The organism is Amycolatopsis sp. NPDC045836, assembly GCF_056431745.1.
In genome coordinates this window covers 396,950-423,458 of the sequence record NZ_JBWKKF010000007.1, presented here as the reverse complement: position 1 = coordinate 423,458, position 26,509 = coordinate 396,950, and the positions used below count along the sequence as shown (strand labels likewise).

Annotated in this window: 25 protein-coding genes; 16 read left to right on the top strand and 9 right to left on the bottom strand. The window is 72.6% G+C overall.

Going from position 1 to position 26,509, the window contains the following annotated elements:
* Positions 1-265: 265 nt before the first annotated feature.
* A complete protein-coding gene (aroA, locus tag AC07EG_RS16380) occupies positions 266-1,537 on the bottom strand; it encodes a 3-phosphoshikimate 1-carboxyvinyltransferase (RefSeq protein WP_478253909.1) in 1,272 nt (423 codons plus the stop codon).
* 176 nt (positions 1,538-1,713) lie between these two features.
* Between aroA and AC07EG_RS16375 the strand changes: the two genes are divergently transcribed.
* The gene (locus AC07EG_RS16375; protein ID WP_478253908.1) at positions 1,714-3,414 is read left to right on the top strand and encodes a CTP synthase; all 1,701 of its coding nucleotides are present in this window, start codon (positions 1,714-1,716) and stop codon (positions 3,412-3,414) included.
* The gene (locus AC07EG_RS16370) at positions 3,411-4,040 is read left to right on the top strand and encodes an NUDIX domain-containing protein (RefSeq protein ID WP_478253907.1); all 630 of its coding nucleotides are present in this window, start codon (positions 3,411-3,413) and stop codon (positions 4,038-4,040) included. Before AC07EG_RS16375 ends, AC07EG_RS16370 begins: the two co-directional genes overlap by 4 nt.
* On the opposite strand, the gene AC07EG_RS16365 is transcribed toward AC07EG_RS16370, so the two are convergent.
* Positions 4,030-4,533: a DUF1707 domain-containing protein gene (locus tag AC07EG_RS16365; protein WP_478253906.1), complete on the bottom strand. Its 504-nt coding sequence runs from the start codon at positions 4,531-4,533 to the stop codon at positions 4,030-4,032. The two genes, AC07EG_RS16370 and AC07EG_RS16365, sit on opposite strands and share 11 nt — an antisense overlap.
* 104 nt (positions 4,534-4,637) lie before the next feature.
* On the opposite strand from AC07EG_RS16365, the gene xerD reads away from it, so the two are divergent.
* From xerD to AC07EG_RS16335, 6 genes are all read left to right on the top strand, one after another.
* On the top strand, positions 4,638-5,540 hold the full coding sequence (gene xerD, locus AC07EG_RS16360) for a site-specific tyrosine recombinase XerD (RefSeq protein WP_478253939.1): 903 nt from the start codon (positions 4,638-4,640) through the stop codon (positions 5,538-5,540).
* Positions 5,541-5,683: 143 nt separating this feature from the next.
* Positions 5,684-6,670 carry a ParA family protein gene (locus tag AC07EG_RS16355; RefSeq protein ID WP_478253905.1) on the top strand — a complete coding sequence of 329 codons (987 nt, stop codon included), beginning with the start codon at positions 5,684-5,686 and terminating at the stop codon, positions 6,668-6,670.
* Positions 6,667-7,077 carry a cobyrinic acid a,c-diamide synthase gene (locus AC07EG_RS16350; RefSeq protein ID WP_478253904.1) on the top strand — a complete coding sequence of 137 codons (411 nt, stop codon included), beginning with the start codon at positions 6,667-6,669 and terminating at the stop codon, positions 7,075-7,077. Before AC07EG_RS16355 ends, AC07EG_RS16350 begins: the two co-directional genes overlap by 4 nt.
* Complete coding sequence (locus AC07EG_RS16345) at positions 7,077-7,940, top strand: segregation and condensation protein A (protein WP_478253903.1); 864 nt, start codon at positions 7,077-7,079, stop codon at positions 7,938-7,940. Before AC07EG_RS16350 ends, AC07EG_RS16345 begins: the two co-directional genes overlap by 1 nt.
* 11 nt (positions 7,941-7,951) lie before the next feature.
* Positions 7,952-8,569: an SMC-Scp complex subunit ScpB gene (scpB, locus tag AC07EG_RS16340; RefSeq protein ID WP_478253938.1), complete on the top strand. Its 618-nt coding sequence runs from the start codon at positions 7,952-7,954 to the stop codon at positions 8,567-8,569.
* On the top strand, positions 8,556-9,293 hold the full coding sequence (locus AC07EG_RS16335; RefSeq protein WP_478253902.1) for a pseudouridine synthase: 738 nt from the start codon (positions 8,556-8,558) through the stop codon (positions 9,291-9,293). The genes scpB and AC07EG_RS16335 overlap by 14 nt, the downstream gene beginning before the upstream one ends.
* Before the next feature lie 4 nt (positions 9,294-9,297).
* On the opposite strand, the gene AC07EG_RS16330 is transcribed toward AC07EG_RS16335, so the two are convergent.
* Positions 9,298-10,488, bottom strand: a complete 1,191-nt coding sequence (locus tag AC07EG_RS16330; protein WP_478253901.1) for a cation:proton antiporter — start codon at positions 10,486-10,488, stop codon at positions 9,298-9,300.
* A gap of 46 nt (positions 10,489-10,534) precedes the next feature.
* Positions 10,535-11,017, bottom strand: a complete 483-nt coding sequence (locus AC07EG_RS16325; RefSeq protein ID WP_194239804.1) for a cation:proton antiporter regulatory subunit — start codon at positions 11,015-11,017, stop codon at positions 10,535-10,537.
* Between the two features lie 120 nt (positions 11,018-11,137).
* Here AC07EG_RS16325 and cmk point away from each other — a divergent pair, with 120 nt between their 5' ends.
* From cmk to AC07EG_RS16300, 5 genes are all read left to right on the top strand, one after another.
* Positions 11,138-11,863, top strand: a complete 726-nt coding sequence (cmk, locus tag AC07EG_RS16320; protein ID WP_478253900.1) for a (d)CMP kinase — start codon at positions 11,138-11,140, stop codon at positions 11,861-11,863.
* Complete coding sequence (locus tag AC07EG_RS16315; protein WP_478253899.1) at positions 11,860-12,534, top strand: lysophospholipid acyltransferase family protein; 675 nt, start codon at positions 11,860-11,862, stop codon at positions 12,532-12,534. Before cmk ends, AC07EG_RS16315 begins: the two co-directional genes overlap by 4 nt.
* Positions 12,534-13,979, top strand: a complete 1,446-nt coding sequence (gene der, locus AC07EG_RS16310) for a ribosome biogenesis GTPase Der (RefSeq protein ID WP_478253898.1) — start codon at positions 12,534-12,536, stop codon at positions 13,977-13,979. The genes AC07EG_RS16315 and der overlap by 1 nt, the downstream gene beginning before the upstream one ends.
* 188 nt (positions 13,980-14,167) lie before the next feature.
* A complete protein-coding gene (locus tag AC07EG_RS16305; RefSeq protein ID WP_478253897.1) occupies positions 14,168-18,055 on the top strand; it encodes a Pls/PosA family non-ribosomal peptide synthetase in 3,888 nt (1,295 codons plus the stop codon).
* An 11-nt stretch (positions 18,056-18,066) separates the two neighbouring features.
* Positions 18,067-19,386, top strand: coding sequence for a M1 family metallopeptidase (locus AC07EG_RS16300; protein WP_478253937.1), 1,320 nt, complete (start codon positions 18,067-18,069; stop codon positions 19,384-19,386).
* On the opposite strand, the gene AC07EG_RS16295 is transcribed toward AC07EG_RS16300, so the two are convergent.
* From AC07EG_RS16295 to AC07EG_RS16285, 3 genes are all read right to left on the bottom strand, one after another.
* A complete protein-coding gene (locus AC07EG_RS16295; protein WP_478253896.1) occupies positions 19,355-20,014 on the bottom strand; it encodes a TetR/AcrR family transcriptional regulator in 660 nt (219 codons plus the stop codon). The genes AC07EG_RS16300 and AC07EG_RS16295 overlap by 32 nt on opposite strands.
* Positions 20,015-20,122: 108 nt before the next feature.
* The gene (locus AC07EG_RS16290) at positions 20,123-20,314 is read right to left on the bottom strand and encodes a hypothetical protein (protein ID WP_478253895.1); all 192 of its coding nucleotides are present in this window, start codon (positions 20,312-20,314) and stop codon (positions 20,123-20,125) included.
* A gap of 498 nt (positions 20,315-20,812) precedes the next feature.
* Entirely contained in the window at positions 20,813-22,111 is a 1,299-nt protein-coding gene (locus AC07EG_RS16285; RefSeq protein ID WP_478253894.1) for an ROK family protein, read from the bottom strand.
* Between the two features lie 209 nt (positions 22,112-22,320).
* On the opposite strand from AC07EG_RS16285, the gene AC07EG_RS16280 reads away from it, so the two are divergent.
* From AC07EG_RS16280 to AC07EG_RS16270, 3 genes are read left to right on the top strand one after another with little or no spacing between them, the layout of a single operon-like run.
* Positions 22,321-23,937, top strand: a complete 1,617-nt coding sequence (locus AC07EG_RS16280) for an ATP-binding cassette domain-containing protein (protein WP_478253893.1) — start codon at positions 22,321-22,323, stop codon at positions 23,935-23,937.
* Between the two features lie 53 nt (positions 23,938-23,990).
* Positions 23,991-24,347 carry a winged helix-turn-helix transcriptional regulator gene (locus AC07EG_RS16275; protein ID WP_478253936.1) on the top strand — a complete coding sequence of 119 codons (357 nt, stop codon included), beginning with the start codon at positions 23,991-23,993 and terminating at the stop codon, positions 24,345-24,347.
* A gap of 3 nt (positions 24,348-24,350) precedes the next feature.
* Entirely contained in the window at positions 24,351-24,728 is a 378-nt protein-coding gene (locus tag AC07EG_RS16270; protein WP_478253892.1) for a hypothetical protein, read from the top strand.
* 19 nt (positions 24,729-24,747) lie between these two features.
* Here AC07EG_RS16270 and AC07EG_RS16265 read toward each other — a convergent pair whose 3' ends face one another.
* The gene (locus AC07EG_RS16265) at positions 24,748-25,329 is read right to left on the bottom strand and encodes a dihydrofolate reductase family protein (RefSeq protein ID WP_478253891.1); all 582 of its coding nucleotides are present in this window, start codon (positions 25,327-25,329) and stop codon (positions 24,748-24,750) included.
* Positions 25,330-25,395: 66 nt separating this feature from the next.
* A complete protein-coding gene (locus tag AC07EG_RS16260) occupies positions 25,396-26,211 on the bottom strand; it encodes an AraC family transcriptional regulator (protein ID WP_478253935.1) in 816 nt (271 codons plus the stop codon).
* Between the last annotated feature and the right edge of the window lie 298 nt (positions 26,212-26,509).

Sequence of the window (26,509 nt, the reverse complement as noted above, 5' to 3'; positions counted from 1 at the left end):
GGCGTGTGGGGGTTGGGGCGCGAGTGTTGAGTTGGCCTGCGCGAGCGTGAGGCTTGGCTGCGTAGCTGTGGGGTCGGCTGCCCGAGTGTGATCGGGGGCGTGGGGTGTGGGGACCGAGGCGAGGTGGGGTAGGAGCCGGTTGGGCGCGAACCGGGGGTGGGTTGGGCGCGTAACTGGGGCCGGTTGGGCGCGAACTGAGGCGCGGGCTGGCGGGGTCGGCTGCCCCGTGGGGAGGGGGCGCCGTGGGCGCCCCCTCCTGGGTGGGTCAGGGGGTGAGGAGGGTGGTCCAGGCCTCGACGAAGCCGGGGAAGGTTTTGCCGACGGTGGCTGGGTTTTCCACCTGGGTGCCCGGGACTCGCAGGGCGGCGACGGCGCCGGCCATGACCAGGCGGTGGTCGTCGTAGGTGTGGAAGACAGCGGGGTGCATGGCGGCCGGGGTGATCCGCAGGCCGTCGTCGGTTTCGGTGACGTCGGCGCCGAGGGCGGACAGCTCGGTGGCCAGTGCGGCCAGTCGGTCGGTCTCGTGGCCGCGCAGGTGGGCCACGCCGCTGATCACGGACGGGCCCTCGGCGAAGCAGAGCAGGGTGGCGACGACCGGGGTCAGCTCGCCGACCTCGTGCAGGTCGAACTGGCCGCCGCTGAAGGCGCCGCCGCTGGTCACGGTCAGGCCGGTCTGGTCGAGGGTGACCTCGGCGCCGAGCTCGCCGACCAGGCTGCGCAGCCAGTCGCCGGGCTGGGTGGTGTATTCGGGCCAGCCTTCGACCCGGACCGAGCCGCCGGTGAGCAGGGGGGCCACCACGAACGGGGCCGCGGTGGACAGGTCCGGCTCGACGGTGAAGTCCGGGCAGGACAGTGGCCCGTGCGGCACGAAGAACTCGGTGCCCGAGCGTTCCGGGGCGGCCCCGAATCGGCGCAGGATGTCCAGCGTCATCTCGATGTGCGGCTCGCTCGGCGGCGTGCCGGTCAGCCGGACGCGGACACCGTCGCCGAAGGCCGGGCCCGCCAGCAGCAGGGCGGACAGGAACTGGCTCGACGCCGACGAGTCCAGCTCGACCTCGCCGCCGGCCAGCCCGCCGCGGCCGGTGACGGTGAACGGCGGTGCACCGCGGCCGTCGTCGTCGATCTGGGCGCCGAGGGCGGACAGCGCGCCCAGCAGCGGCGCCAGCGGGCGGCGCCGGAGGGCCTCGTCGCCGTCGAAGTGCACGGTGCGCCCGCCGAGGGCGGCCAGTGCCGGGGTGAACCGCGCCACCGTGCCCGCGTTACCCATGGTGACCACGGCGTCGCCGGAACCCGGTTCGATCGGGCGGACCAGCGTGCCCTCGCCGGTTTCGGCGCAACCGCCGCCCAGCGCGGAAACCGCGCCCAGCATCAGCCGGGTGTCGCGGGACACCAGCGGCTCGCGCACCAGCGTCGGCCCGGTGGCGAGCGCGGCGAGCACGTAGGCCCGGTTGGTCAGCGACTTCGAACCCGGTACCCGGACGGTCGCGTCCAGTGGTCCCGAACTCCCCGGTGCGGTCCAGGTCTCGGCCTCGGCCATGTGTTCTACCCCTCGGCTTCCGTGCGCGGGTGTGGCAGCGGTGGCGCTCGCCGCCGCTCGTGTTAGCGTAAAAGCCCGTGGACGACACTCCCGCGCCGGGCGCGCCGCGCCGGTGGTCGAGTGGGCGTCCTGACCGGCAGACGGTGAGGACTTAGTTGAACACGGGAGTTCCCTTGGTGCACCAAGCACGCACGACCAAGCACGTATTCGTGACCGGAGGCGTCGCCTCCTCACTGGGCAAGGGACTCACCGCCTCGAGCCTCGGCCAGCTGCTCACCTCGCGCGGGTTGCGGGTGACCATGCAGAAGCTGGACCCGTACCTCAACGTCGACCCGGGCACGATGAACCCGTTCCAGCACGGCGAGGTCTTCGTCACCGAGGACGGCGCCGAGACCGATCTGGACATCGGCCACTACGAGCGCTTCCTCGACCGCGACCTCAACGGCTCGGCGAACGTGACCACCGGCCAGGTGTACTCGCAGGTGATCGCCAAGGAGCGGCGCGGTGAGTACCTCGGCGACACGGTCCAGGTGATCCCGCACATCACCGACGAGATCAAGTCGCGCATCCTGGCGATGGCCGAGCCGGACGCCGAGCAGCGCCGTCCCGACGTGGTGATCACCGAGGTCGGCGGCACGGTCGGTGACATCGAGTCGCTGCCGTTCCTGGAGGCGTGCCGCCAGGTCCGCCACGACGTCGGCCGCGACAACTGCTTCTTCCTGCACGTTTCGCTGGTGCCGTACCTGGCGCCGTCTGGCGAGCTGAAGACCAAGCCGACGCAGCACTCGGTGGCCGCGCTGCGCAACATCGGCATCCAGCCCGACGCGCTGGTGTGCCGGGCCGACCGGGACCTGCCGGAGGACCTCAAGCGCAAGATCGGCCTGATGTGCGATGTGGACACCGAGGCCGTCGTCGCCTGCCCGGACGCGCCGTCCATCTACGACATCCCGAAGGTGCTGCACCGCGAAGCGCTCGACGCGTACGTGGTGCGGCGGCTGGGCCTGCCGTTCCGCGACGTCGACTGGACGGTCTGGGGTGACCTGCTCGACCGCGTGCACAACCCCGCCGAAACCGTCCGCGTCGCGGTGGTGGGCAAGTACATCGACCTGCCGGACGCGTACCTCTCGGTGACCGAGGCGCTGCGCGCGGGCGGGTTCGCCAACCGCGCCAAGGTGGAGATCGTCTGGGTCGCCTCCGACGAGCTGACCACGCCGGCCGGTGCGGCCGCCTTGTTGTCTGATGTGGACGGTGTGCTGGTGCCGGGTGGCTTCGGCGTGCGCGGCATCGAGGGCAAGGTGGGCGCGATCACCTACGCCCGCACCCACGGGCTGCCGGTGCTCGGGCTGTGCCTCGGCCTGCAGTGCATGGTGATCGACGCCGCCCGCAACCTGGCGGGCATCACCGACGCGAACTCCGCGGAGTTCGACGAGCAGACCCGGCACCCGGTGATCTCCACCATGGCCGACCAGCGCGACGTGGTGGCCGGTGAGCGCGACATGGGCGGCACCATGCGCCTCGGCGCCTACCCGGCGAAGCTGAAGCCCGGTTCGCAGGTGGCCAAGGCCTACGGCAAGACGGAGGTCTCCGAGCGGCACCGGCACCGCTACGAGGTCAACAACAGCTACCGCAAGCAGCTCGGCGAAGCCGGGCTGGTGTTCTCCGGCACCTCGCCGGACGACCGGCTGGTGGAATTCGTCGAGCTGCCCGCCGACGTGCACCCGTTCTTCGTCGGCACGCAGGCGCACCCGGAGCTGAAGAGCCGCCCGACCCGCCCGCACCCGCTGTTCGACTCCTTCATCCGCGCCGTGGTCGCCTACCGCACCGCGGACCGGCTGCCGGTGAGCCTGCCCGAGTCGGCCGTCGGGGCGTCCTCGTGACCGCACCGGGCAGCCACGAGTTCACCGTCGAGTCCACTGAGGACATCCACATCGGACGGGTGGTCGGGCTGCGGGTGGACCGGGTGGTCATGCCGGGCGGCGAGAGCGCCCGGCGCGAGGTGGCCGAGCACCTCGGGGCGGTGGCGGTGGCCGCACTGGACGAGCACGGCGCGCTCACCCTGATCCACCAGTACCGGCACCCGCTGGGCCGCCGCCTCTGGGAACTGCCCGCCGGGCTGGTCGACAAGCCCGGCGAGGAGCCGGTGGCCGCGGCCGCGCGGGAGCTGGTCGAGGAGGCCGGGCTGCGGGCCGGGCGCTGGGAGACGCTGGTCGACGTGGCCGCTTCGCCGGGGTTCACCGACGAGGTGGTCCGGGTGTTCCTCGCCCGCGAACTGTCCGAAGTGGACCGTGAGGTGCTCGGCGAGGAGGAGGCGGACCTGGTGATCCGCAAGGTGCCGCTGGCCGAAGCGGTGCGGATGGCGCTGGGCGGGGAGCTGGTCAACGGGGCGACCGTGGCCGGGGTGCTGGCCGCGCACGCGGTGCTCACGGGCGCGGCCGAAGCCCGCGAACCGGACGCGCCGTGGCGGGACCGCCCGTACCGGTTCGCCGAGCGCCTCAGTCGATGAGGCGGCGGCCCTGCCCGTCGTAACCGCCGTTGGCCAGGATGATCACGCCGTCGACGATGGACCACAGGGCGCCGGCCCCGCAGGTGACCAGCACCACCAGCAGCTGGGCCAGGCCGATGCCCACGTGCCCGGCGTAGAGCCTGCCGATGCCGAACGGCAGCAGGATCTGCAGCAGGCCGGTGGTCAGCTTCGACTTGTCGGACGCGCCGCGGGCTGCCGGGGTGTAGCCGTAGACCGGCTGCGGGTACTGCCCGTGGGCGGGCACCGGCGGCACCACCGGCGGCCGCAGCACCGGCGGGTGCGGAGCGGGCAGGTCGGCGAACAACGGGACCAGGTCGGCCTTCGTCTGCGCGCCCAGCGCCGTGGTCACCCGCTCCTCGTATTCGGTGGTCTCGAGGCGTCCTTCGGCGAAGTGCACACCGAGGGCCTCGACGCACTGCTCACGCTCGAAGGTGCCGATGCGCACGGCGTCCGGATCTGGCGATGTGGTCACTTCACCGACGGTAATGGAAGCCGGTGGTGGTTGTGGCGGGTTTCGGCGGTGTCGAGTCGCGTTCGTTGCTCTAGAGTGGCGCGGTGCCCAGTGCGGTAGCCGGTGTGATCAAGGCGTACCTCAACCACCTCACCGTGGAACGGGGCACCGCCAAGAACACCCTGGACAGCTACGCCCGCGACCTGCGCCGGTACGCCGCGCACCTGGCGGCCGCGGGGGTCACCGACTTCACCGCGGTCAGCCCGGAGCACATCGCCGCGTTCGGCGTGGCGCTGCGCGAGGGTGACGAGGAGCACCAGCCGCTGGCGCCCTCGTCCGCGGCCAGGGCGCTGGTCGCGGTGCGCGGACTGCACCGGTTCGCGCACGCCGACGGCCTCACCGAGCAGGACCCGGCTCGGGAGGTGCGCCCGCCGGCCGCGGCGAAACGCCTGCCCAAGGCGTTGCCGGTGGAGCAGGTGCTCCGGCTGCTGGACACCCCGCCTGCCGAGGGCGACCGCCCGTTGCGCGACCGCGCGCTGCTGGAACTGCTCTACTCCACCGGCGCCCGCATCTCCGAGGCGGTCGGCCTCGACCTCGACGACATCGACGAGGCCGAGCGCACCGTCCGGCTCGACGGCAAGGGCGGCAAGCAGCGCCTGGTGCCGATCGGCCGCCCGGCGGTCGAGGCGCTCGACGCCTACCTCGTGCGCGCGCGGCCCGCGCTCGCCGCCCGCGGGCGGGGCAGCCCCGCGATCTTCCTCAACGCGCGGGGCGGGCGGCTGACGCGGCAGAGCGCGTGGCAGGTGCTGAAGACCAGTGCCGAGCGCGCGGGCATCCAGGCCGTGGTCTCGCCGCACACGCTGCGTCACTCCTTCGCCACGCACCTCCTCGAGGGTGGCGCGGACGTGCGCGTGGTGCAGGAACTGCTCGGCCACGCCTCGGTCACCACGACGCAGGTCTACACCCTGGTCACGGTCAACACGCTGCGGGAGATCTATGCCACCGCGCACCCCCGCGCCCTCGGCTGAGCGCCCGGCTACGCCGAATGGGCCTGGCACCCGGTCGGCTGACGGCGGTCAACTAGTGCGAACCCGTCCGGCGAGCCGCGTTGGCACGCCCGTGCTCCGCGCATAGGCTCCCGGCAGACCGCTGAGCAAGGAGCTTTCGAGGTATGTCGACATCGGAGCCGCCGGAGCGCGCGACGGAGTCCGCAGGTTCTGCCGCCGCGAGCCTCAGCAAGATGACCATCGCGATCGAAGGGGACACGCTCTCCGACGACGAACTGGACTCGGAGGCTCTCGTTCCACCGCTCAACGGCAAGAAGCGGGACCGCATCGGCCCCACCGGGCGGCCGTACCGCGAGATCGCGGAGCCGCCCCTGCTGGACAAGCACGGCCCCGCCACGATCCTGGCCATGTGCAACCAGAAGGGCGGGGTCGGCAAGACGACCTCGACCATCAACCTGGGTGCCGCGCTGGCCGAGTACGGCCGCCGGGTGCTGCTGGTCGACTTCGACCCGCAGGGCGCGCTGTCGGTCGGCCTCGGCATCCAGCCGCACGACCTCGAGTACACCGTCTACAACGTGATCATGGAACGGTCGGTGAACATCCTCGACGTGATCCGCCCGACCGGGGTGGAGAACGTCGACCTGCTGCCGAGCAACATCGACCTGTCCGCGGCCGAGGTGCAGCTGGTCGCCGAGGTCGGCCGCGAGCACACGCTGCTGAGGGTGCTGAGACCGGTCATGGACACCTACGACTATGTTCTGGTCGACTGCCAGCCCTCGCTCGGCCTGCTCACGGTGAACGCGCTGACCGCCGCGGACGGCGTGGTGATCCCGCTGGAGTGCGAGTTCTTCAGTCTGCGTGGCGTGGCGCTCCTGATCGACACCATCGAGAAGGTGCGTGAACGCCTCAACCCCAAGCTGGACATCACCGGGATTCTCGCGACCATGTTCGACCCGAGGACCCTGCATTCGAAGGAGGTCATGGCGCGAGTGGTGGAGGCATTCGGCGAGACCGTGTTCGACACGGTCATCAACCGCACCGTGCGGTTCCCGGAAACCACCGTGGCCGGGGAACCGATCACCACGTGGGCGCCCAAGTCGGCGGGCGCGATGGCCTACCGCGCGCTGGCCCGCGAGGTGATCGCCCGGTGAGCAGGAGAGCCCCCCTGCCCGGTGCGTCCGAACTGTTCCGCCTGACCAGCAACAACAACGCACTCGAACTGGCCGTGCCCGACGCCGAGCCCGAGCCGGAACCCGCCCCGCAGGCACCGCGGCGGCTGGTGCGCGGGGCCAAGGCCGCCCGGTCCAGCACGCCGCGGCAGAAGCACGACGCCAAGATCACCGTGTACGTCTCCGGTGACGAACTGCTCGCGATGGAGCACGCCCGGCTCACCCTGCGCGGCTCGCACGGCCTGGTGGTCGACCGCGGCAGGCTGGTCCGCGAGGCCGTCGCCGTGCTGCTGGCCGACTTCGACGAGTTCGGTGAGGATTCGGTGCTGGTGCGCCGCCTGCGTGCCGCCGGTTCGGACGACGCCGCCGAGAGCGGGGCCGGCGGCTGATGACCGGAACCGAACCGGCCGGCAGCCCCGAGCTCCGGCCGGAGTCGGTGGACGAGGGCGCGACCGGGCGGTTCAAGGTCCGGCTGGCCAACTTCGAGGGCCCGTTCGACCTGCTGCTCCAGCTGATCTCCCAGCACCAGCTGGACGTCACCGAGGTGGCGCTGCACCGGGTCACCGACGACTTCATCGCCTACACGCGGGCGCTGGGCGCGCAGTGGGACCTCGACGAGACCACCGAGTTCCTGGTGATCGCGGCGACCCTGCTCGACCTGAAGGCGGCCCGCCTGCTGCCCTCGGCCGAGGTCGAGGACGAGGACGACCTGGCCCTGCTGGAGGCCCGTGACCTGCTCTTCGCCAGGGTGCTGCAGTACCGGGCGTACAAGCAGGTGGCCGCGTTGTTCGCCGAGCTGGAGGCCGGGGCGCTGCGCCGGTACCCGCGCTCGGTGGCGCTGGAGGAGCGCTACCTCGGGCTGCTGCCGGAGGTGATGCTGGGCGTCGACCCGGCGAAGTTCGCCGAGATCGCGCTGGCGGTGTTCCGGCCGAAGCCGCCGCCCACGGTGTCGCTGGACCACCTGCACATGGGCAAGGTGTCGGTGCGCGAGCACGCCGCGCTGCTGCGGTTGCGGCTGGCCGAGAAGGGCACGGCCACCTTCACCGACCTGGTCGCCGACTGCGAGCACACCATCGAGGTGGTGGCCAGGTTCCTGGCGCTGCTGGAGCTGTACCGCGAGTCGACCGTGCAGTTCGAACAGCTCGAAGCGCTCGACGAACTGCACGTGCGCTGGACCGGCGGTTCGGTGGAGCAGGCGAGCGCGGCGGCCGAGCTGGATCGCGCCAGGAGTGAGGACGAGGAGTACGGGTGAACCCCGAAGAGATGCTGGACGTGGACGCGCCGGACCCGGAGGAGGAACTGGTCGCGGTCCGCGGCGGGTCGGCTTCGCCAGACCTGGCCGACGACGCGGTGCTGGAGGCGGCGCTCGAATCGCTGCTGCTGGTGGTCGACTCGCCGGTGAGCGAGGAGGCGCTGGCGGGGGCGCTGGAGCAGCCGGTCGAGCGGGTCACCGAAAAGCTCGGCGCGATGTCCACCGCGCTGACCGAACGCGGCAGCGGCATCGACCTGCGGCGCGTCGGCGAGGGGTGGCGGTACTTCACCAGGGACACCTACGCGCCGTACGTGGAGAAGCTGCTGCTGGACGGGCAGCGCGCGAAGCTGACCCGTGCCGCGTTGGAGACGCTCGCGGTCATCGCCTATCGTCAGCCGGTCACCCGGGCCCGGGTCGCCGCGGTCCGCGGCGTGAACGTGGACGGGGTGATCCGGACGCTGCTCGCCCGCGGCCTGGTCGAGGAGACCGGCACCGACGCGGAGACGGGTGGCAACCTGTACGTGACGACGGAGCTGTTCCTGGAGCGGCTGGGGCTCTCGTCGTTGACCGACCTCCCGCCCATCGCTCCGTTGCTGCCTGAAGTGGATTCCATCGATGACATCGGCTGACGAAGGTGTGCGCCTGCAGAAGGTGCTGGCGAAGGCCGGGGTCGCCTCCCGGCGGGCCGCCGAGGACCTGATCGCCCAGGGGCGGGTCAGCGTGAACGGCGAGACCGTGCGCGAGTTCGGCCGCCGGGTCGACCCGGACAGCGCGGTGATCCGGGTGGACGGCACCCGGGTGGTGCTCGACGAAACGCTGGTCTACCTGGCGCTGAACAAGCCGCGCGGCATGCACACCACGATGACCGACGACCAGGGCCGCCCGTGCGTGGGCGACCTGGTGCGCGACCGGGCCGAGCGGCTGTTCCACGTGGGCAGGCTGGACGCGGACACCGAGGGCCTGCTGCTGCTGACCAACGACGGCGACCTCGCGCACCGGCTGATGCACCCGTCGTTCCTGGTGCTCAAGACCTACCTGGCCGAGGTCGACGGCGCGGTGGCCCGCGGGCTGGGCAAGCGCTTGCGCGCCGGTATCGAACTGGAGGACGGCCCGGCCCGTGCCGACGAGTTCCGGGTCAAGGACACGCAGGCCGGGCGCACGCTGGTGGAGATCGTGCTGCACGAGGGCCGCAAGCACATCGTCCGGCGGATGCTCGCCGAAGTGGGGCACCCGGTGCGGAAACTGGTGCGCACCTCGATCGGTGACATCCACCTGGGCAACCTGCGCTCGGGGCACCTGCGGGCGCTGAACCGCAAGGAAGTCGGCTCCCTGCACACCTCGGTGGGGATGTGACCCCTCAGCCGGTGCTGACGGCGGTTTCCGTGCCGGTCTTCCGCTGCAGGGCCCGGGCGATCGGCTCGACGACGCGGGCGGCCGTCGGGCCGAGCACGGCCATCAGCAGCACGTAGGCGGTGGCCAGGGCGGCCAGTTCCCCGGTGACCGCGCCCGCCGAGACGGCGAGGCCGGCGATCACGATGGAGAACTCCCCGCGTGCCACCAGCGCGGCCCCGGCTCGGGCGCGGCCCATCCGGCCGACGCCCTGGCGCCTGGCCGCCCACCAGCCGGTGGCCACCTTGGTCAGCGTGGTCACCACGGCCAGCGCGACCGCCCAGCCCAGCACCGGCGGGATCGACGCCGGATTGGTGTTCAGGCCGAACACCACGAAGAACACCGCGGCGAACAGGTCGCGCAGCGGCTCGAGCAGGCGCGTGGCGTTCTCCGCGGTGGACCCCGAGATCGCGATGCCGAGCAGGAACGCGCCGACCGCCGCCGAGACCTGCATCGCCGAGGCGATCCCGGCCACCAGCAGCGCCGCGCCGAGCACCTTGAGCAGGAACACCTCGCGGTCCGGGCTGTCCACCACGGCCGAGACGTACCGGCCGAACTTCAGCGCGATCAGCAGCACCACGGTGATCACCAGCAGCGAGATGCCCACCGCCTTGGCCCCGCCGAGCAGGCTCACCCCGCCCAGCACCGCGGTCAGGATCGGCAGGTACAGCGCCATCACCAGGTCCTCGAAGACCAGGATGGACAGCACCACCGGGGTTTCGCGGTTGCCGAGGCGGCCGAGGTCGCCGAGCACCTTCGCCACGATGCCGGAGGAGGAGATGTAGGTGACCCCGGCCATCACCAGCGCGCCGACCGGCCCCCAGCCGAGCAGCAGCGCCACCGCCGCACCGGGCGCGGCGTTCAGCACGATGTCCAGCAGCCCGGCCATCCACGAGCGCTTGAGCCCGGTGAACAGTTCCGCCGCCGAGTACTCCAGGCCCAGCAGCAACAGCAGCAGGACCACACCGATCTCACTGGCCAGGTGGGTGAACTCGTCGATGTCCCCGAGCGGGATGAGCCCGCCCTGGCCGAAGCAGAGGCCGCCGATCAGGTACAGGGGGATGGGCGACATGCCGATCCTGCCGGCCAGCCTGCCGAGCGCGCCGAGGACGAAGAACACGCCGCCGAGCTCGATCAGGGCCAGTGCGGTGTGGTCCACGTTCTCCAGCCTCTGTAATTCACGTACAACGTCAGGTGGGTGACCCTCAGCCGTTCTTGAGGATCTTGTAGGCCGCCTGCAGCCCTTCGGAGGTGCCGACGGTGACCATCAGGTCGCCGCCGGTCAGGGTGAAGTCCGGGGTGGGGGAGGGGTGCACCTGCCCGGCCCGCATCACCGCGACCACCGACACGCCGGTGCGCGAGCGCAGCGCGGTGTCGCCGAGGGTGCGGCCGTCGAACGGCGACCCGGTGGCCACCGGCAGCTGCTTGGTGTTGATGCCGGGCAGATCGGCGTGCTCTTCCTTGAGCTGGGCGACCAGCTGCGGAGCGCCGAGCAGGTTCGACAGCGCGGCGGCTTCGTCGATGGTCAGCGGCAGCGCGGCGAGACAGGCGTCGGGGTCGTCGGACTTGGACACGATGAGCTCGATCTGCCCGTCCCGGTGGTTCACCACACCCACCCGTCGCCCGCTGCGGAGCGCGAAGTCCTTGCGCACTCCGATTCCGGGGAGGGGAGTCACTTCCACGTTCACCCTCCCACGGTAACCCATGGTGCCGGTGACCAGGCGCTAGCCGTCCCGGCGGTGATCACCCGGGTGCGACCGGGCAGAATGGTCGCCGGGAAGTGACGGGCCGACGAACGGGGAGCGGTAGTGGCAGGCGTGCTGCGGGGCGTGATCGCGCTGGACGGCCCGTCCGGGACCGGCAAGACCACGGCCGCCCGCGGACTGGCGAACCGGCTGGGTTCCGGTTACCTGGACACCGGGGCGATGTACCGGGTGGTCGCGCTGGCCGTGCTGCGCGCGGGTGCCGATCCGGCCGACCCGGCCGCGGTGCTCGAGGTGGCCCGGCGCACCGAGCTGACCGTCGGCACCGATCCGGTGGGGGTGCGGGTGCTGCTGGACGGCGAGGACGTGGCCGTGGCCATCCGCGGTGGTGACGTCGACCACGCGGTGTCCCCGGTCTCCGCGGTGCCCGAGGTGCGCGAACTGCTGGTGGCCGAGCAGCGGCGGATCATCGCCGCGGTGCTCGCCGAGCACGGCGGCGTCGTGGTGGACGGCCGCGACATCGGCACCGTGGTGGTGCCCGACGCCCCGCTCAAGGTGTTCCTCACCGCCTCGGCCGAGGCCCGCGCCGCCCGGCGCAGCGCCGAGCACAGCGCCACCGGGGTCGAATCCACGGTGGAATCGGTGCGCGCCGCGGTGGACCGCCGCGACCGGCTCGACTCCACCCGCGCCGCGTCGCCGCTGCGGGCCGCCGAGGACGCGGTCGCGCTGGACACCAGCGACCTGGACCGCGAGCAGGTCATCACCACCCTGACCGGACTGGCCCGCGAGCGCGGCCTGCTGGACCAGGTGGGTGCCGAGGCGCTGAGGTGAGTTCGGGGGCGCTGCCGGGGGGCGCGGTCCCCTGGCTGCACGACTTCGGCAAGCTGATCGGCCGCTACGGCTTCACCCCGGCGTTCCGGGTGCACGCGCACGGTGTGGACCGGGTGCCGAGGACCGGGCCGCTGGTGGTGATCGCCAACCACAGCTCGATGCTGGAACCGCAGCTGATCTACGGAATGCTGCCGCGCCGGTGCGCGTTCCTGGTCAAGCAGGAGCTGTTCACCGGGGCCGCGGGCTGGGGTCTGCGCCGGCTCGGCCAGATCCCGGTCCGCCGCGGGGAACCCGACCGCGCACCGCTGCTGACCGCGGTGTCGGTGCTGCGCGACGGCGGGGCGATCGGGGTGTTCCCCGAGGGCACCCGTGGCGCGGGGGACGTGGACAATGCCGAGCGGGGGGCCGCCTGGCTGGTCCGCGCCACCGGGGCGACGGTGATCAGCGTGGCGACCAGGGGGACCCGCAAGCCGGACCACGGCGGGCGCCGGTTCCGGCCGCGGGTGGACGTGCTGGTGGGGCAGCCGTTCACGGTGGCGGTCGGCAAGGGCCGCGCCGGCCTGGAAACGGCGACGGAACAGCTTCGCGGCGACCTCGCCGCGGTGGTACGAGCGCTGGACGACTGGCGCGAAGCGCACGGAATCGGTGCGCAGGGACGGAAAGAGCAGTGATGACCGGGGTTAACGGGGTAGACGGCACGTGGTCCGACGAGTCGGAGTTCACGCTGATCGACGAAGACGTCGACGGCGGCGACTCCGGTGAGGGAGCGGGTCAGGCGCAGCCGGTGCTCGCCGTGGTCGGCAGGCCGAACGTGGGCAAGTCCACCCTGGTCAACCGCATCCTCGGCCGCCGCGAAGCGGTGGTGCAGGACACGCCGGGCGTGACCAGGGACCGGATCGCCTACGACGCGATGTGGGCCGGGCGCCGGTTCACCGTGGTGGACACCGGCGGCTGGGAACCCAAGGCCAGCGGGTTGCAGGCTTCGGTGGCCGCGCAGGCCGAGATCGCGATGAACACCGCCGACGCCGTGCTGGTCGTGGTGGACGCCTCGGTCGGGGCCACCGCCACCGACGAGGCGGTGGCCAAGGTGCTGCGCCGCTCGGAGCGGCCGGTGCTGCTGGCCGCGAACAAGGTCGACGACGAGCGGCTGCTCGCCGAGACGGCGTCGCTGTGGTCGCTCGGCCTCGGGGAACCGCACCCGGTCAGCGCGCTGCACGGCCGCAGCTCCGGCGACCTGCTCGACGCGATCGTCGAGGCGCTGCCGGAGGCCCCGCGGGACGCCGACCGCCCGGCCGGGCCGCGCCGCGTGGCGCTGGTCGGCAAGCCGAACGTGGGCAAGTCCAGCCTGCTGAACAAGCTCACCGGCGAGGAGCGCTCGGTGGTCGACTCGGTGGCGGGCACCACCGTCGACCCGGTCGACTCGCTGGTCGAGCTGGACGGGGAGCCGTGGCGGTTCGTCGACACGGCCGGTCTCCGCAAGCGGGTGCAGACCGCCAGCGGCACCGAGTACTACGCCTCGCTGCGCACCAAGACCGCGATCGACGCGGCCGAGGTGGTCATCGTGCTGCTGGACGCCAGCGAGCCGATCAGCGAGCAGGACCTGCGGGTGCTGACCATGGTGGTCGAGGCGGGCCGCGCCTGCGTGCTGGCGATGAACAAGTGGGACCTGGTCGACGAGGACCGCAGGCACCAGCTCGAACGCGAGCTGGAACGCGGCCTGGTGCGGGTGCCGTGGGCGGAGCGGGTCAACATCTCCGCGCTGACCGGGCGCTCGGTGCGCAAGCTGGCCCCGGCCCTGCGCACCGCGCTGGCCTCGTGGGACCAGCGGGTCTCCACCGGGCAGCTCAACGGCTGGCTCTCCGACCTCATCGCGGCCACCCCGCCGCCGGTGCGCGGGGGAAAGCAGCCGAAGGTGCTTTTCGCCACCCAGGCCGGAATTCGCCCGCCCACGCTGGTGCTGTTCACCACCGGTTTCCTGGAGGCCGGTTATCGCCGGTTCATCGAGCGGAAATTCCGGGAGCGCTTCGGTTTCACCGGCAGTCCGGTGCGCATCAACGTGCGAGTTCGGGAGAAAAAACCCAAGACGGGTGGCAAGAAGCCGGTGAAGCGTTCCTGACCGGGTGATCTCCGACATAATCCCGAGACCCAGCGGATACCTGGCGTTCACCTGACGTATTCTGGTCGGCCTGGACAACGGGCGCCTCATTCGGGAGAGCTTGCCCGAATGACACTCGTCGGAAAGGTGAGTGACGGGCTTCAGTGACCCTGACCGCTGACCACCGCCCCTTTGCCTGTGTTGCCGAGGTGACCGTGCCGCCCTCGGCCGCGCCCGCCATCGACCGCGCGCTGTACTGGTCCGGCCTGGCCGCCGGTGAGCGCACCCTGACCGACGTCTTCGGCGCCACCGTCGCGCGCCACGGTGGCGCGCCCGCGCTCGACGACGGCCGCACGGTGCTGACCTATCGACGGCTCGCGGAGGAGATCGACGCCCTCCGCGCCAAGCTGGCGGCTCTCGGCGTCGGCGCGGGTGACCGGGTCGGCGTGCGGATCTCCTCGGGTACCGCCGAGCTGTACATCGCGGTGCTGGCGGTGCTGTTCTCGGGGGCCGCCTACGTGCCGGTCGACGCCGACGACCCGGACGAGCGCGCCGAGCTGGTGTTCGGCGAGGCCGGGGTGTGCGTGGTGCTCGGCGACGGCGGCTCGATCACCGAACTGGGCCGCCCGGTGGGCCGCCCCGGTGCGCCGTCCCCGTCCGACGACGCGTGGATCATCTTCACCTCCGGTTCGACCGGGAAGCCCAAGGGCGTGGCGGTCAGCCACTCCTCCGCCGCGGCCTTCGTCGACGCCGAAGCCGGGCTGTTCCTCACCGACGAACCGCTCGGTCCCGGCGACCGCGTGCTCGCCGGGTTGTCGGTGGCCTTCGACGCCTCGTGCGAGGAGATGTGGCTGGCCTGGCGCCACGGCGCCTGCCTGGTGCCCGCGCCGCGTTCGCTGGTGCGCACCGGGGTCGACCTCGGCCCGTGGCTGGTGGCGCAGCGCATCACCGTGGTGTCCACCGTGCCGACGCTGGCCGCGCTGTGGCCTGCCGACGCGCTGGAGGACGTCCGGCTGCTCATCTTCGGCGGCGAGGCGTGCCCGCCGGAACTGGCCGAGCGGGTGGCCGTCGAAGGCCGCGAGGTGTGGAACACCTACGGCCCCACCGAGGCCACCGTGGTCGCCTGCGCCGCGCAGCTGACCGGCGAGGGCCCGGTCCGGATCGGCCTGCCGCTGGCCGGCTGGCAGCTCGCCGTGGTCGACGAGCGCGGTGAGCTGGTCGGCATGGGGCAGACCGGGGAGCTGGTGATCGGCGGGGCGGGCCTGGCCCGCTACCTCGACGAGGCCAAGGACGCGGAGAAGTTCGCGCCGCTGCCCGCGCTCGGCTGGCGCCGCGCCTACCGCAGCGGTGACGTGGTGCGCGCCGAGCCGGAGGGCCTGCTCTTCCTCGGCCGCGCCGACGAGCAGATCAAGCTCGGTGGCCGCCGCATCGAACTCGGCGAGGTCGACGCGGCGCTGCAGGCGCTGCCGGACGTGGCCGGGGCCGCCGCGGCCATCCGCAAGACCAAGGCGGGCAACCAGGTCCTGGTCGGTTACGTGGTGCCCCGCGAGGGTGCCGAGTTCGACGCCGACGCCGCCTCGGCCAAGCTGCGCGGGAGCCTGCCCGCCGCGCTGGTGCCGTTGCTGGCGCTGGTCACCGAACTGCCCACGCGCACGTCGGGCAAGGTCGACCGCGACGCGCTGCCCTGGCCGCTGCCGTCCGTGCCCGGCCAGTCCGCTCCGGGCAGCGGCGGGCTCACCCCGACCGAGGCGTGGCTGGCCGAGGGCTGGGCGGAGATCCTCGGGGTCACCGTGCGCAGCGGCAAGGCCGACTTCTTCAGCAACGGCGGCGGCAGCCTGACCGCCGCGCAGCTGATCGCCCGCATCCGGACCCGGCACCCGTCGGTTTCGGTCAACGACATCTACCAGCACCCGAAGCTGGGCTCGCTGGCCGCGATGCTGGACGAGCTGAGCACCGCCGAGACCAAGCGGCGGGAGATCGCGCCGACCCCGCGTCGCGCGGGCGTCGTCCAGAGCCTGCTGATGCTGCCGCTGATGGCGTTGCCCGGCCTGCGCTGGACCACCGTCGCCGCGGCGTTGTCCACCGCGCTGGCCGAGTTCGGCGGGCTGGGCTGGGCGCCCGCGGTGTCCTGGTGGCTGCTCGGCGCGGCCTGGCTGCTGCTGTTCACCCCGGCCGGGCGCATCGCCATCTCCGCCGGTGGCGCGCGGTTGCTGCTGCGCGGGGTCCGCCCCGGCAGCTACCCGCGTGGCGGGGGTGTCCACCTGCGACTGTGGACCGCGGAGAAGCTGGCCGAGTACAGCGGGGCCGCCGAGGTGGCGGGCGCGTCCTGGATGACCCACTACGCGCGGGCGCTGGGCGCCAGGGTGGGCAAGGACGCCGACCTGCACTCGCCGCCGCCGGTGACCGGCCTGCTCAAGCTCGGCCGCGGTGCCGCCGTCGAGCCGGAGACCGATCTCTCGGGTTACTGGGTCGACGGCGACCTGGTGCACATCGGCAAGATCCGGATCGGCGCGGACGCGCGGATCGGTGCCCGCAGCACGCTGTTCCCCGGCACGCGGATCGGCAAGGGCGCGGAGATCGCCGCGGGTTCCACCGTGCGCGGCGCCGTTCCGGCCGGGCAGCGCTGGGCCGGTTCCCCGGCCGGGCGCAGCGGCAAGGACGCGCTCAAGTGGCCGTCGAGCCGCCCGCCGCGGTCGCGCCGCTGGTCGGCGGTCTACGGCCTGACCTCGCTGCTGCTGGGCCTGCTGCCCGCGGTCGCCGCGGTGCCCGCGCTGGCGCTGCTGGCCGGTGGCGTGCTCGGCGCGCCTAGCCCGGGCGCGGCCCTCGGCGGTGCGCTGACCTGGGTGCCGCTGGCCACCGTGGCCTACTTCGCCGCGTACGCGCTGCTGGTGCTCGTCGGCGTGCGGGCGCTGGGCATCGGCATGGTCGAGGGTTACCACCCGGTGCACGGCCGGGTCGCCTGGCGGGTGTGGACCACCGAGCGGCTGATGGGCATGGCGCGGACCGGGCTGTTCCCGTTGTACGCCAGCCTGTTCACCCCGGTGTGGCTGCGGCTGCTCGGGGCGAAGGTGGGCCGCGGTGCCGAGGTGTCCACCGTGCTCGCGCTGCCGAAGATGACCCAGGTCGACGACGGCGCCTTCCTCGCCGACGACACCATGGTCGCCACCTACGAACTCGGCCACGGCTGGCTGCACGTCGCACCCGCCCGGATCGGCAAGCAGGCCTTCCTCGGCAACTCCGGGATCACCGCCCCCGGGCACTCGGTGCCCAAGCGCGGACTGGTCGGTGTGCTGTCGTCGGCCCCGCTGAAGGCGAAGAAGGGCTCGTCGTACCTGGGCATGCCGCCGATGCCGCTGCGGCGTTCGGTGGAGAGCGGCGACGCCGGCCGGACCTACGCCCCGCCGCTGCGGCTGAAGGTGGCACGCGGGCTGATCGAACTGTGCCGGATCGTGCCGGTGATGTGCGCGGCGGCGCTGTCGGTGCTGACGCTGGCCGCGTTGCTGGCCCTGACCACCGCCGTCGGCCTCGGCTGGACGCTGCTGCTGGCCGGGCCGGTGCTCTTCGCCGCCGGCGTGGCCGCCGCTGCCACCGCCACGGTGGTGAAGTGGGCGCTGGTCGGCCGGTTCCGCGCGGTCGAGCACCCGCTGTGGAGCTCGTTCGTCTGGCGCAACGAACTCGCCGACACCTTCGTCGAGGTGCTCGCCGTGCCGTGGTTCGTCGGCGGGGTCAGCGGCACGCCGCTGCTGCCGCTGTGGCTGCGCACCATGGGCGCGAAGATCGGCCGCGGGGTGTGGCTGGAGTCGTACTGGCTGCCCGAGGCCGATCTGGTCACCCTCGGCGACGGCGCCACGGTGAACCGGGGGTGCGTGGTCCAGACGCACCTGTTCCACGATCGAATCATGCGCATGGACGGGGTGAGCCTGCACGAGGGTGCCACGCTCGGGCCGCACGGCATCGTGCTGCCGGGCGCGAGCATCGGCGCCCGCACCACGGTCGGCCCCGGTTCGCTGGTCACCCGCGGCGACGAGGTGCCCGCCGACACCCGCTGGCTGGGCAACCCGATCGCCGCGTGGTCGAAAGGGGCGCGCCGCGGGTGAGTGCGAAGTCGATGCAGCCCGCGCCCGGCGCGGACACCTCACCGGATTCGTACCTCCCCGCGCACGGCAACGGCGGTTACCGGGTCACCCGCTACACCCTGGACCTGGACTACAAGGTCGGCCCGAACCGGCTGGCCGGGCACGCGGTGATCGAGGGCGTGGCCACCCAGCCGCTGTCGCGGTTCAGCCTGGACCTGGCGGGGTTCCGGATCGGCCGGGTCCAGGTCAACGGGCAGAGCGCCAAGTACAGCCAGCGCGCGGGCAAGCTGCACGTCAAACCGCAGCGCGCGCTGCCGGCGGGCGCGCCGTTCATGGCCGAGGTCCGCTACACCGGCAATCCGCGCCCGATCGCCTCGGCGGCCTGGGGCGACATCGGCTGGGACGAGCTGACCGACGGCTCGCTGGTGGCCAGCCAGCCGGTCGGCGCACCGTCCTGGTTCCCCTGCAACGACCACCCGTCGGACAAGGCCGCCTACCGGGTCTCGGTGACCACTTCGTCGGCGTACACCGTGCTGGTCACCGGGAACCTGCTGGCCAAGCGGTCGGGGGCGAGCACGACGACCTGGGTGTTCGAGCGGCCGGAGCCGACCGCCACCTATCTGATGGGTGTCCAAATAGGACGGTATGAGCAGCTGGCGCTGGCCGCCGCGCCGGTGCCGCAGGTCGCGGCCGTGCCACCGCGCCTGCGCGGGCTGTTCGACCGGGACTTCCGCCGCCAGCCCGACATGGTGGCCGCGCTGGAGGGCTTCTTCGGGCCCTACCCGTTCGGCGAGTACGCCGTGGTGGTGACCGACGACGCGCTGGACGAGCCGATCGAGGCGCAGGGCATGTCGGTGTTCGGCGCCAACCTGCTCGACGGCCGCGGCACGCACGAACGGCTGATCGTGCACGAGCTGGCCCACCAGTGGTTCGGCAACAGCCTGACCGTGGCGCGGTGGCAGCACATCTGGCTGAACGAGGGCTTCGCCACCTACGCGGAATGGCTGTGGTCGGCCGAATCCGGTGGCCTGTCCGCGGACGTGCACGCCCGCCGGTGGCACGCGGCGCTGGCCGGGCGCCCGGCGGAGCTGCGCATCGGCGACCCCGGCGTGGACAACCTGTTCGACGAGCGCGTCTACAAGCGGGGTGCGCTGACCCTGCACGCCCTGCGGAAACTGCTGGGCGACCCGGTTTTCTTCGCGTTGCTCAGGGACTGGGCGCAGCGCTACCGGCACGCCACGGTGACCACCGCGCAGTTCACCGCGCTGGCCGAGGAGCACGCCGGCCGCTCGCTCGCGGAGTTCTTCCACGCGTGGCTGTTCACTCCGGAGCTGCCGCCGTTCCCGGGGTGATGATCACGGCCTTGGCCATCCGGATGATCTCGGCGATCACGTCGTCGAGCGGGGTGTGGTAGCCGTCGGTGGACCAGTGGAAGACCAGTTCGTTGACCGCGCCGATCAACGCCACCGCACCGAGGCCGAACTCGCGCTCCTCGGCCTCGCCCCTGGCCACCGCGCGCTTGGCCTCGGCCACCAGCATCTGCACCCAGCGGGTGCGCCAGGCCAGCCGGTGCGCCTCCACCGCCGGGCTCACCCCGATGACCTCCACATAGGACAGTTTGGCCCGGCGGGGGTCCTCGGCGGTCCGGGTGATGTAGGCCCGCACCGCCCGCTCGATCCGCACGGTCACCGGCTGGTCGTCGGTTTCGGCGAAGGCGGTGGCGACTGCCGCCACCGCCGATTCGATCACCTGGTTGTGGATGGCCATCAGCAGCGCTTCGCGGCTGCTGAACTCCTCGTAGAAGTTGCGCGTGGACACCGATGCCGCGGCGCACAGCTTCTCGATCGAGCTGGCCGCGTAGCCCTCGGTGCCGAACAGCTCGAGACCGGCTTCGAGCAGCCGGCCACGTCGTTCGGCACGGCGATCGGCCGCCGTTCGGCCGCCGTAGACCCGGCGGGGTGACGGTTCTTTCGCAGGCACCCTTGTCACCCTAGGGCACGGGCACGCTCCTGTGACCAGTTCTGACCGGAAGGCGTAGCAGGCCGCGGATGCCCACGCTCGGCCGCCGCCGCTGGGTGCCGTCGAGCGTCAGCCCGGGCAGCCGTTCGGCCAGTGCGCGCAGGGCGATTCCGGCTTGGTCGCCACCCAGAAACCGAGTTTGCTGCGGTACAACGTGTTCCGCTCACGCAGCCGGGCGTCCCCGGCGGCACGCAGCAGCCGGGCGCCGGTCCGTTCGACGGCGATGCGGGCGGACAACCGGGCGCCGGACGGGATGATCACGGGCGGGCTCCTCGTTCGGTGCGGGGCCCGGGAACGCCCAGGCCGGTGCGTGCGGTTCCCAGTGCGAGCTTCGGGGCGTCGCGCGGCGCGCGCCTGCCCTGCACGACGCCCTCCCACGCGGCGGAGGCGACGGAGTTGAGCGAGGCGGCGACCCACCAGGCGGGCAGGTCGGCTCGCAGCAACCCGTCCCGCTGGGCGCGGCCGATGAACTCGCCGACCGCGGCCTGGATCTCCTTGACCGGATCCAGCGACGGCTGCCGGTAGAGGAAGGCGACCCGGGAACTGAGCTCGACGGAAGCTTCGACGAAGGCCCGCAGCTGTTCGCCGATCGCGGGCCCGTCCGCGGTGACGCCGGTTTCGTCGAGCGCCTGCTCGATCTGCTCGATCGAATCGCGGGCCCCGGCCAGCAGGAGGTCCTGGCGCTTCGGGTAGCGCTTGTGCAGGGTCGTCCGGCCGCCTCGGCGATGGCCGACAGCGGGGCCGCCGGATCGAGGGCGCTCAGCGGGGGATTTCCGCCAGTGCCGGCCGTCCCGCCGGGGAGCCGGTGTCGATCCAGTGCGCCAGCCGTTCCGGGGCGAACAGCTCGTCGATCACCATGAACGCGGCCCCCACCAGGCCCGCCTCGTTGCCCAGCGTGGACCGGGTGATCCGCAGCTCCCGGGTGGCCAGCGGCAGCGAGCGCCGGTACACCGTCTCCCGCAGCGTCGCGAGCAGCAGGTCGCCCGCGCCGGACACCCCGCCGCCGATGATCACCAGCGCCGGGTTGTAGAAGCTGACCAGCGTGGCCAGCAGGCTGCCGACCAGCCGGCCTGCCTGGGTGAGCAGTTCCACCGAGGTGCGGTCGCCGCTCTGGGCCGCGGTCGAGACGTCCGCCGCGGTGAGCGTGCCGCGCTCGGCGAGCCGGGCGGCCAGGATCTCGCTGCGGCCCTCCTTCGCCGCGGTGCTGCCGTCCCTGGCCAGCGCGGCCCCACCGGCGAACGCCTCCAGGCAGCCGGTGTTGCCGCAGCGGCAGACCACCACCGGGTCGTCCATGACCGCGGCGTGCCCGATGTCGCCGGCGCAGCCCTGGCTGCCGCGGTGCAGCCGGCCGCCGGAGACCAGCCCGGCACCGATGCCGGTGCCGATCTTGATGTGGATGATGTCCTGCTGCCCGCGGGCCGCGCCCGCCCGCAACTCGCCCAGGGCCATCACGTTGACCTCGTTGTCCACCCACACCGGCGCGGCGTGGCGCGCGGCCAGCCGGTCTCGCACGGGGTAGCGGTCCCAGCCGGGCATGATCGGCGGCGCGCTGGGCCGCCCGGTGGCGAATTCGACCGGCCCGGGCAGGCCGACGCCGATGCCCCAGACCGGCGGCCGTTCGCCGAGTTCACCGAGCAGCTGCTCGAACAGCTCCTCCACCCGGTCCAGCACCACCTCCGGGCCGAGCGCCACCTCACCCGGCTCCTCCCGCCTGGCCAGCACCCGGCCGGTCAGGTCGGTGGCGGCGGTGGCGATGCTGGTGGCGCCGAGTTCGGCGGCGAGCACCACCCCGGCCTCGGCGCGGAACCGCAGCTCACGCGGGGCCCGGCCACCGCTGGACGGGCCGAGCCTGCCCTCCTCCAGCAGCCCGCAGCCGGTCAGCTGGCTCAGCCGCTGGGTGACCACGGTGCGGCCGAGGCCGGACAGCCTGCTCAGCTCCGGGCGCGTGCGGGCGGCACCGGTGCGCACCAGGTCGAGCACGGTGGCGAGGCCGTCGAGGTGGTCGGACGGGACCGGACTGGCCGGTGGGGAGGGCTCCACCCGCCCATTTTCGCCCATTCGGCGCCCTCGACGGCGCAGGCGGCGGTAATCCCGTTGGCCGTGTCCCGGCACCCGGCTATGCTGCCGGCATGGCTTACCAGTTCTACCTCTGATTTCGCCGGCCCGGCGCCTTTCGCGGCGCGGGCTCTTCCGCCGTCATCTGACCGGAACTTTCCCGGTGGCTTCCGCGCGTCCGCGTGCCCCGGGCCCGAAATCGGAGTGGAACCTTGTCACGCACCCGAAAATCCGCGCACCTCCAAGCCGAGCACCTCGGCAAGTCCTTCGCCGCGCAGCCCGTGCTCACCGACGTCTCCCTGGTGGTCAGCGCCGGGCAGTGCCTCGGTGTGGTGGGGGAGAACGGCAGCGGCAAGACCACGCTGCTGCACCTGCTGGCCGGCGACCTGCTACCCGACACCGGCACGGTGTCGCGGCACGGCTCGGTGGCCACGGCTGCCCAGGAGCTGCCGTTCACCGAACACGACACCGTTGGCACGCTGCTGGACCTGGCGCTCGCCGGCGCCCGTGCGGCGCTGACCGAGCTGGACGCCGCGTCGGCCGCACTGGCCGAGCAGGCACCCGGGGCGGACGACCGGTTCGCCGCCGCGCTCGCCCGCGCCGAGGAACTGGACGCGTGGGACGCCGAGCGGCGTGCCGACCTGGCGCTGGCTGGGCTGGGTGCCCCCGCCGAGCGGGACCGGCGGCTGGCCGAGCTGTCGGTCGGGCAGCGCTACCGCGTCCGGCTGGCCTGCCTGCTCGCCGAGGGCGTCGACATCCTGCTGCTCGACGAGCCGACCAACCACCTCGACGCCGCCGCACTCGGTTACCTGACCGGCCGGATCCGCGAGCACCCCGGTGCCGTGGTCCTGGTCAGCCACGACCGGATGCTGCTCGACGAGGTGTGCGGCTCGCTGCTCGACCTGGACCCCACCGCGGACGGTGGGCCGAAGGTCCACGGCGGTGGGTACACCGAGTACAAGCGGGAGAAGGCGGCCGAGCGGGCGCGCTGGGAACAGCGGTACGCGCTGGAAACCGGTGAGGCCGAGCGGCTCGAACACGACGCGAAGGCGGCGGCGAACCGGCTGGTTTCGTCGTGGCGCCCGGACAAGGGCACGAACAAGCACCAGCGGGCCACCCGCGCGCCCGGTCAGCTGCACAACGTCCAGCGCCGCATCGAAGCGCTGGCCGGGCGCCGGGTCCCGCCACCGCCGGAACGGCTGCGCTTCGCCTGCCCCGACCTGACCGGGACGGGCCAGGGCGTGGTGCTCACCGCGTCCGGGGTGGCGGTGCCCGGCAGGCTGTCGCTGCCCGAGGCCATCGCCCTGTCCACCGGGGACCGGCTGCTGGTCTCCGGTGCGAACGGGGCCGGGAAGTCGACCCTGCTCAACGTGCTGGCCGGACGGCTGGCACCGGCTTCGGGCGCGGTCTGGCGGGCGGGCTCGGCGCGGGTCGGGCTGCTTTCGCAGGAGTCCGACTTCCCGGACACCACGATCGGCGCCGCCGCGTTGTACGACCGGCGGGCGGCGAAACTGGTCTCCCGCGGTCAGCTGGCCGCCGGTGCCGTGGTGCCGTTGCGGCGCTTGGGCCTGTTCTCCGCGGCGGACGCCGATCGCCCGGTGAACCGGCTGTCCACCGGGCAGCGGCGGCGGCTCGCGCTGGCGCTGCTGCTGTTGCACGCCCCGCACGTGCTGCTGCTGGACGAGCCGACGAACCACCTGTCGGTGACCCTGGTCGACGAGCTGACCGAGGCGATCCAGCGCACGCCGGTGGCGGTGGTGGTGGCCAGCCACGACCGGCAGCTGCGGGCCGATCTGGCGGACTGGCCGTCGCTGGAACTGACCGCCTGAGCCCGGGCGGGCCGGGTATGTTCGACCGGGTGAGGCGACCGCTTGATCCCGACATGTTCGACCCGGCCTGCCCGAGCAGCGTCACGCCGATCCGCATCGGCGACAAGTGGGCGGGCATGGTGCTGATCTGCCTGGAGGACGGGCCGCGCCGGTTTTCCGAGCTGCGCGTGCCGATGCACCGGGTGACGCCGAAGGTGCTCACCGAAACCCTGCGGGCGCTGGAACGCGACGGCATGATCGTGCGGACGGTGTACCCGGAGGTGCCGCCGCGGGTCGAATACGAGCTGACCCCGCTGGGCCGCACGTTGTTCGGCCCGATCGCGGCCTGCCGGGAATGGGCGGCCAAGCACCTGCCGGAACTGGTGGCGGCGCGGGAAGCGTATGAACGGCGGGAAGCCGTCGTAGACTGAGGCATGGGCGTCGTGCTGCTCTACCTGCTCGTGGCGATCGCGCCGACGCTGCTGTTCTGGGTGGTGCTGCGGGTGCCGCGGATTCTTCGCTTCGCCAGGGAACGGTTCTTCCCGCCCGCGGTGGTTCCCGCCCATCCGCCGGTGCAGGTGCTGGCGGCCGATCTTCGCCGGGTGCACCGGTTGCTGGCGGCCTATGGGCCGGGGACTCCGGCTGCCAGGAGGGTGGGGGCCCGGCAGGCTTATGACGCCCTGCTGGTGGAAGCCTGTGCCGCGGTGGGGGTTTCGCAGCGGCTCGATTCGATCCCGGAAGGGATGGATCGGGAAATCGAGCGGCTGCGCCTGGAAGAAGCCCTGCGCCAAGCCGGTCTCGCCATTCCCTGACCGTGGCGCGAATGGTTCCTCAACGGCGCACCCGATAACGCAGGTGGAGCACCCGGTTGCCCTGGATCACCACGTCGGGGTCCTCCAGCAGGTGCTGCGCGTGGACCGGCCCGAAGTAGCGCTTCCCGGATCCGAGCACGACCGGTACGACGTCCATGCGCACCTCGTCGACCAGGCCCGCGGCCAGCGCCTGGCCACCGACGTCGCCGGCGGCGATCTCGACCAGGCGGTCACCCGCGAGTTCCTGGGCCTTGGCCACGGCTGCTTCGACGCCGTCGACGAAGTGGAACGGCGCCTCGGGGTCCCAGCCCTCGGGCGCCGGCCGGTGCGTCACGACGACGACGTGGTCGATCCCGCCCGGGGGCTTGCCGTCCCAGCCGTCCGTGAGGTCGAAGACGTGGCGGCCGGCGATCGTCACCCCGATCTGGTCCCAGTACGGCCGGGTGTAGTCGTAGGAGGTCTGCGACACCTTCACTTCGCCGCTCTCGTCCAACGGGACGTCTCCGCTGGACAACCAGTCGAACAGCGGTCCTGGCTGGTCGTTCTCGTCCGCGACGAAACCGTCCACCGACACCGAGCTGTACATGACCACCTTGCCCACGGGGCCCTCCTCTGCTTGGGGTGCCCCGAAAACTAGCGGGTCGTGCGCGGTCGCTCTTGTAAGAAATCAATCGGCGGGCAGCGGCCAGCTGTCCAGCACGTGGCCGGGGTGTTCACGCCGGAACCGCCGCCGGACTTCGAGGTACCGGGTCGGTGTGAGCCCGGTGAACGCCCGGAACTCGTGGCCGAAGTGGGCCTGGTCGAAGTAGCCCGCGCCACCGGCGAGCTCGCCCCAGTCGACCGGCCCGGCGGGGTCGATCGCGAACACGGTGGTGGCGAAGCGGTGGGTGCGGGCCAGCCGCTTCGGCGTGACGCCGACGAGCTCCTTGAACCGCTGTGCCAGATGGGTGCTGCTGACCCCGGCTGCGATGCTCAGGTCGCCGATCGCCACCGTCCCGCCGGTCGCCGCGATGACGCCGCTCGTGTGGCGGACCAGTCCCAGGCCCGGCGTTTCGCGCAGCCGCCGCCTGAGCTCCTCCTCGAGCAGCGTCAGCATTTCGTGCGGCCCGTCCGCCGTGGCCAGCCGGTCCCGCAGCTCGGCGGTGGCGGCCCGGCCCCACACCTGCTCCACCGTCACCGGCCGGTCGCACAGCTCGGCCGCGGGCATCGGCAGGAACGGCGCCGTCCCCCACGGTTTGAAGTGCACGCCGACGGACCGGGTCCCGGGTGGGTAGCCGAACTCCCACGCACGGGTGGGCGTGGTGACCACGCAGCCGTCGGCGTACTCGGCCGTCCCGGTACCGGCGCGGATGCGGAACGGCGCCCCGAGGTTGACGATGAGCAACGCCCCGGGCACCGGCGGCAGCACCAGCCGGGCGTACGGCGGCGCACCTCCCAGGTAGTAGAGGTCGTCGATCAGCCCGTCCAGCGGCGGTCGCGGCACTCTGGACACGTACTCCACGCCCACAGCATCGCCGATACGCACGAAGGTGGCCTCACCGCGGGGGTGAAGCCACCTTCGTGAGGTGTGCCTGTGTGACTTAGTCGAGGTAGTCGCGCAGTACGTTGCGCTGTAGCGCTGTGCAGACCTGCGAAAACGCAGGTTGCGGCGAAGCGAGCGCATTGCAATACCTTGCACTGATCGTGGTGAGTTGGGGCCTGGACGGCCCGCCAGGGGAGTGGCTTCCCCGAGCGGGCCTCGACGGGAGGACTCCCCGCCGTGCCCGATCTTCGCACTCAAC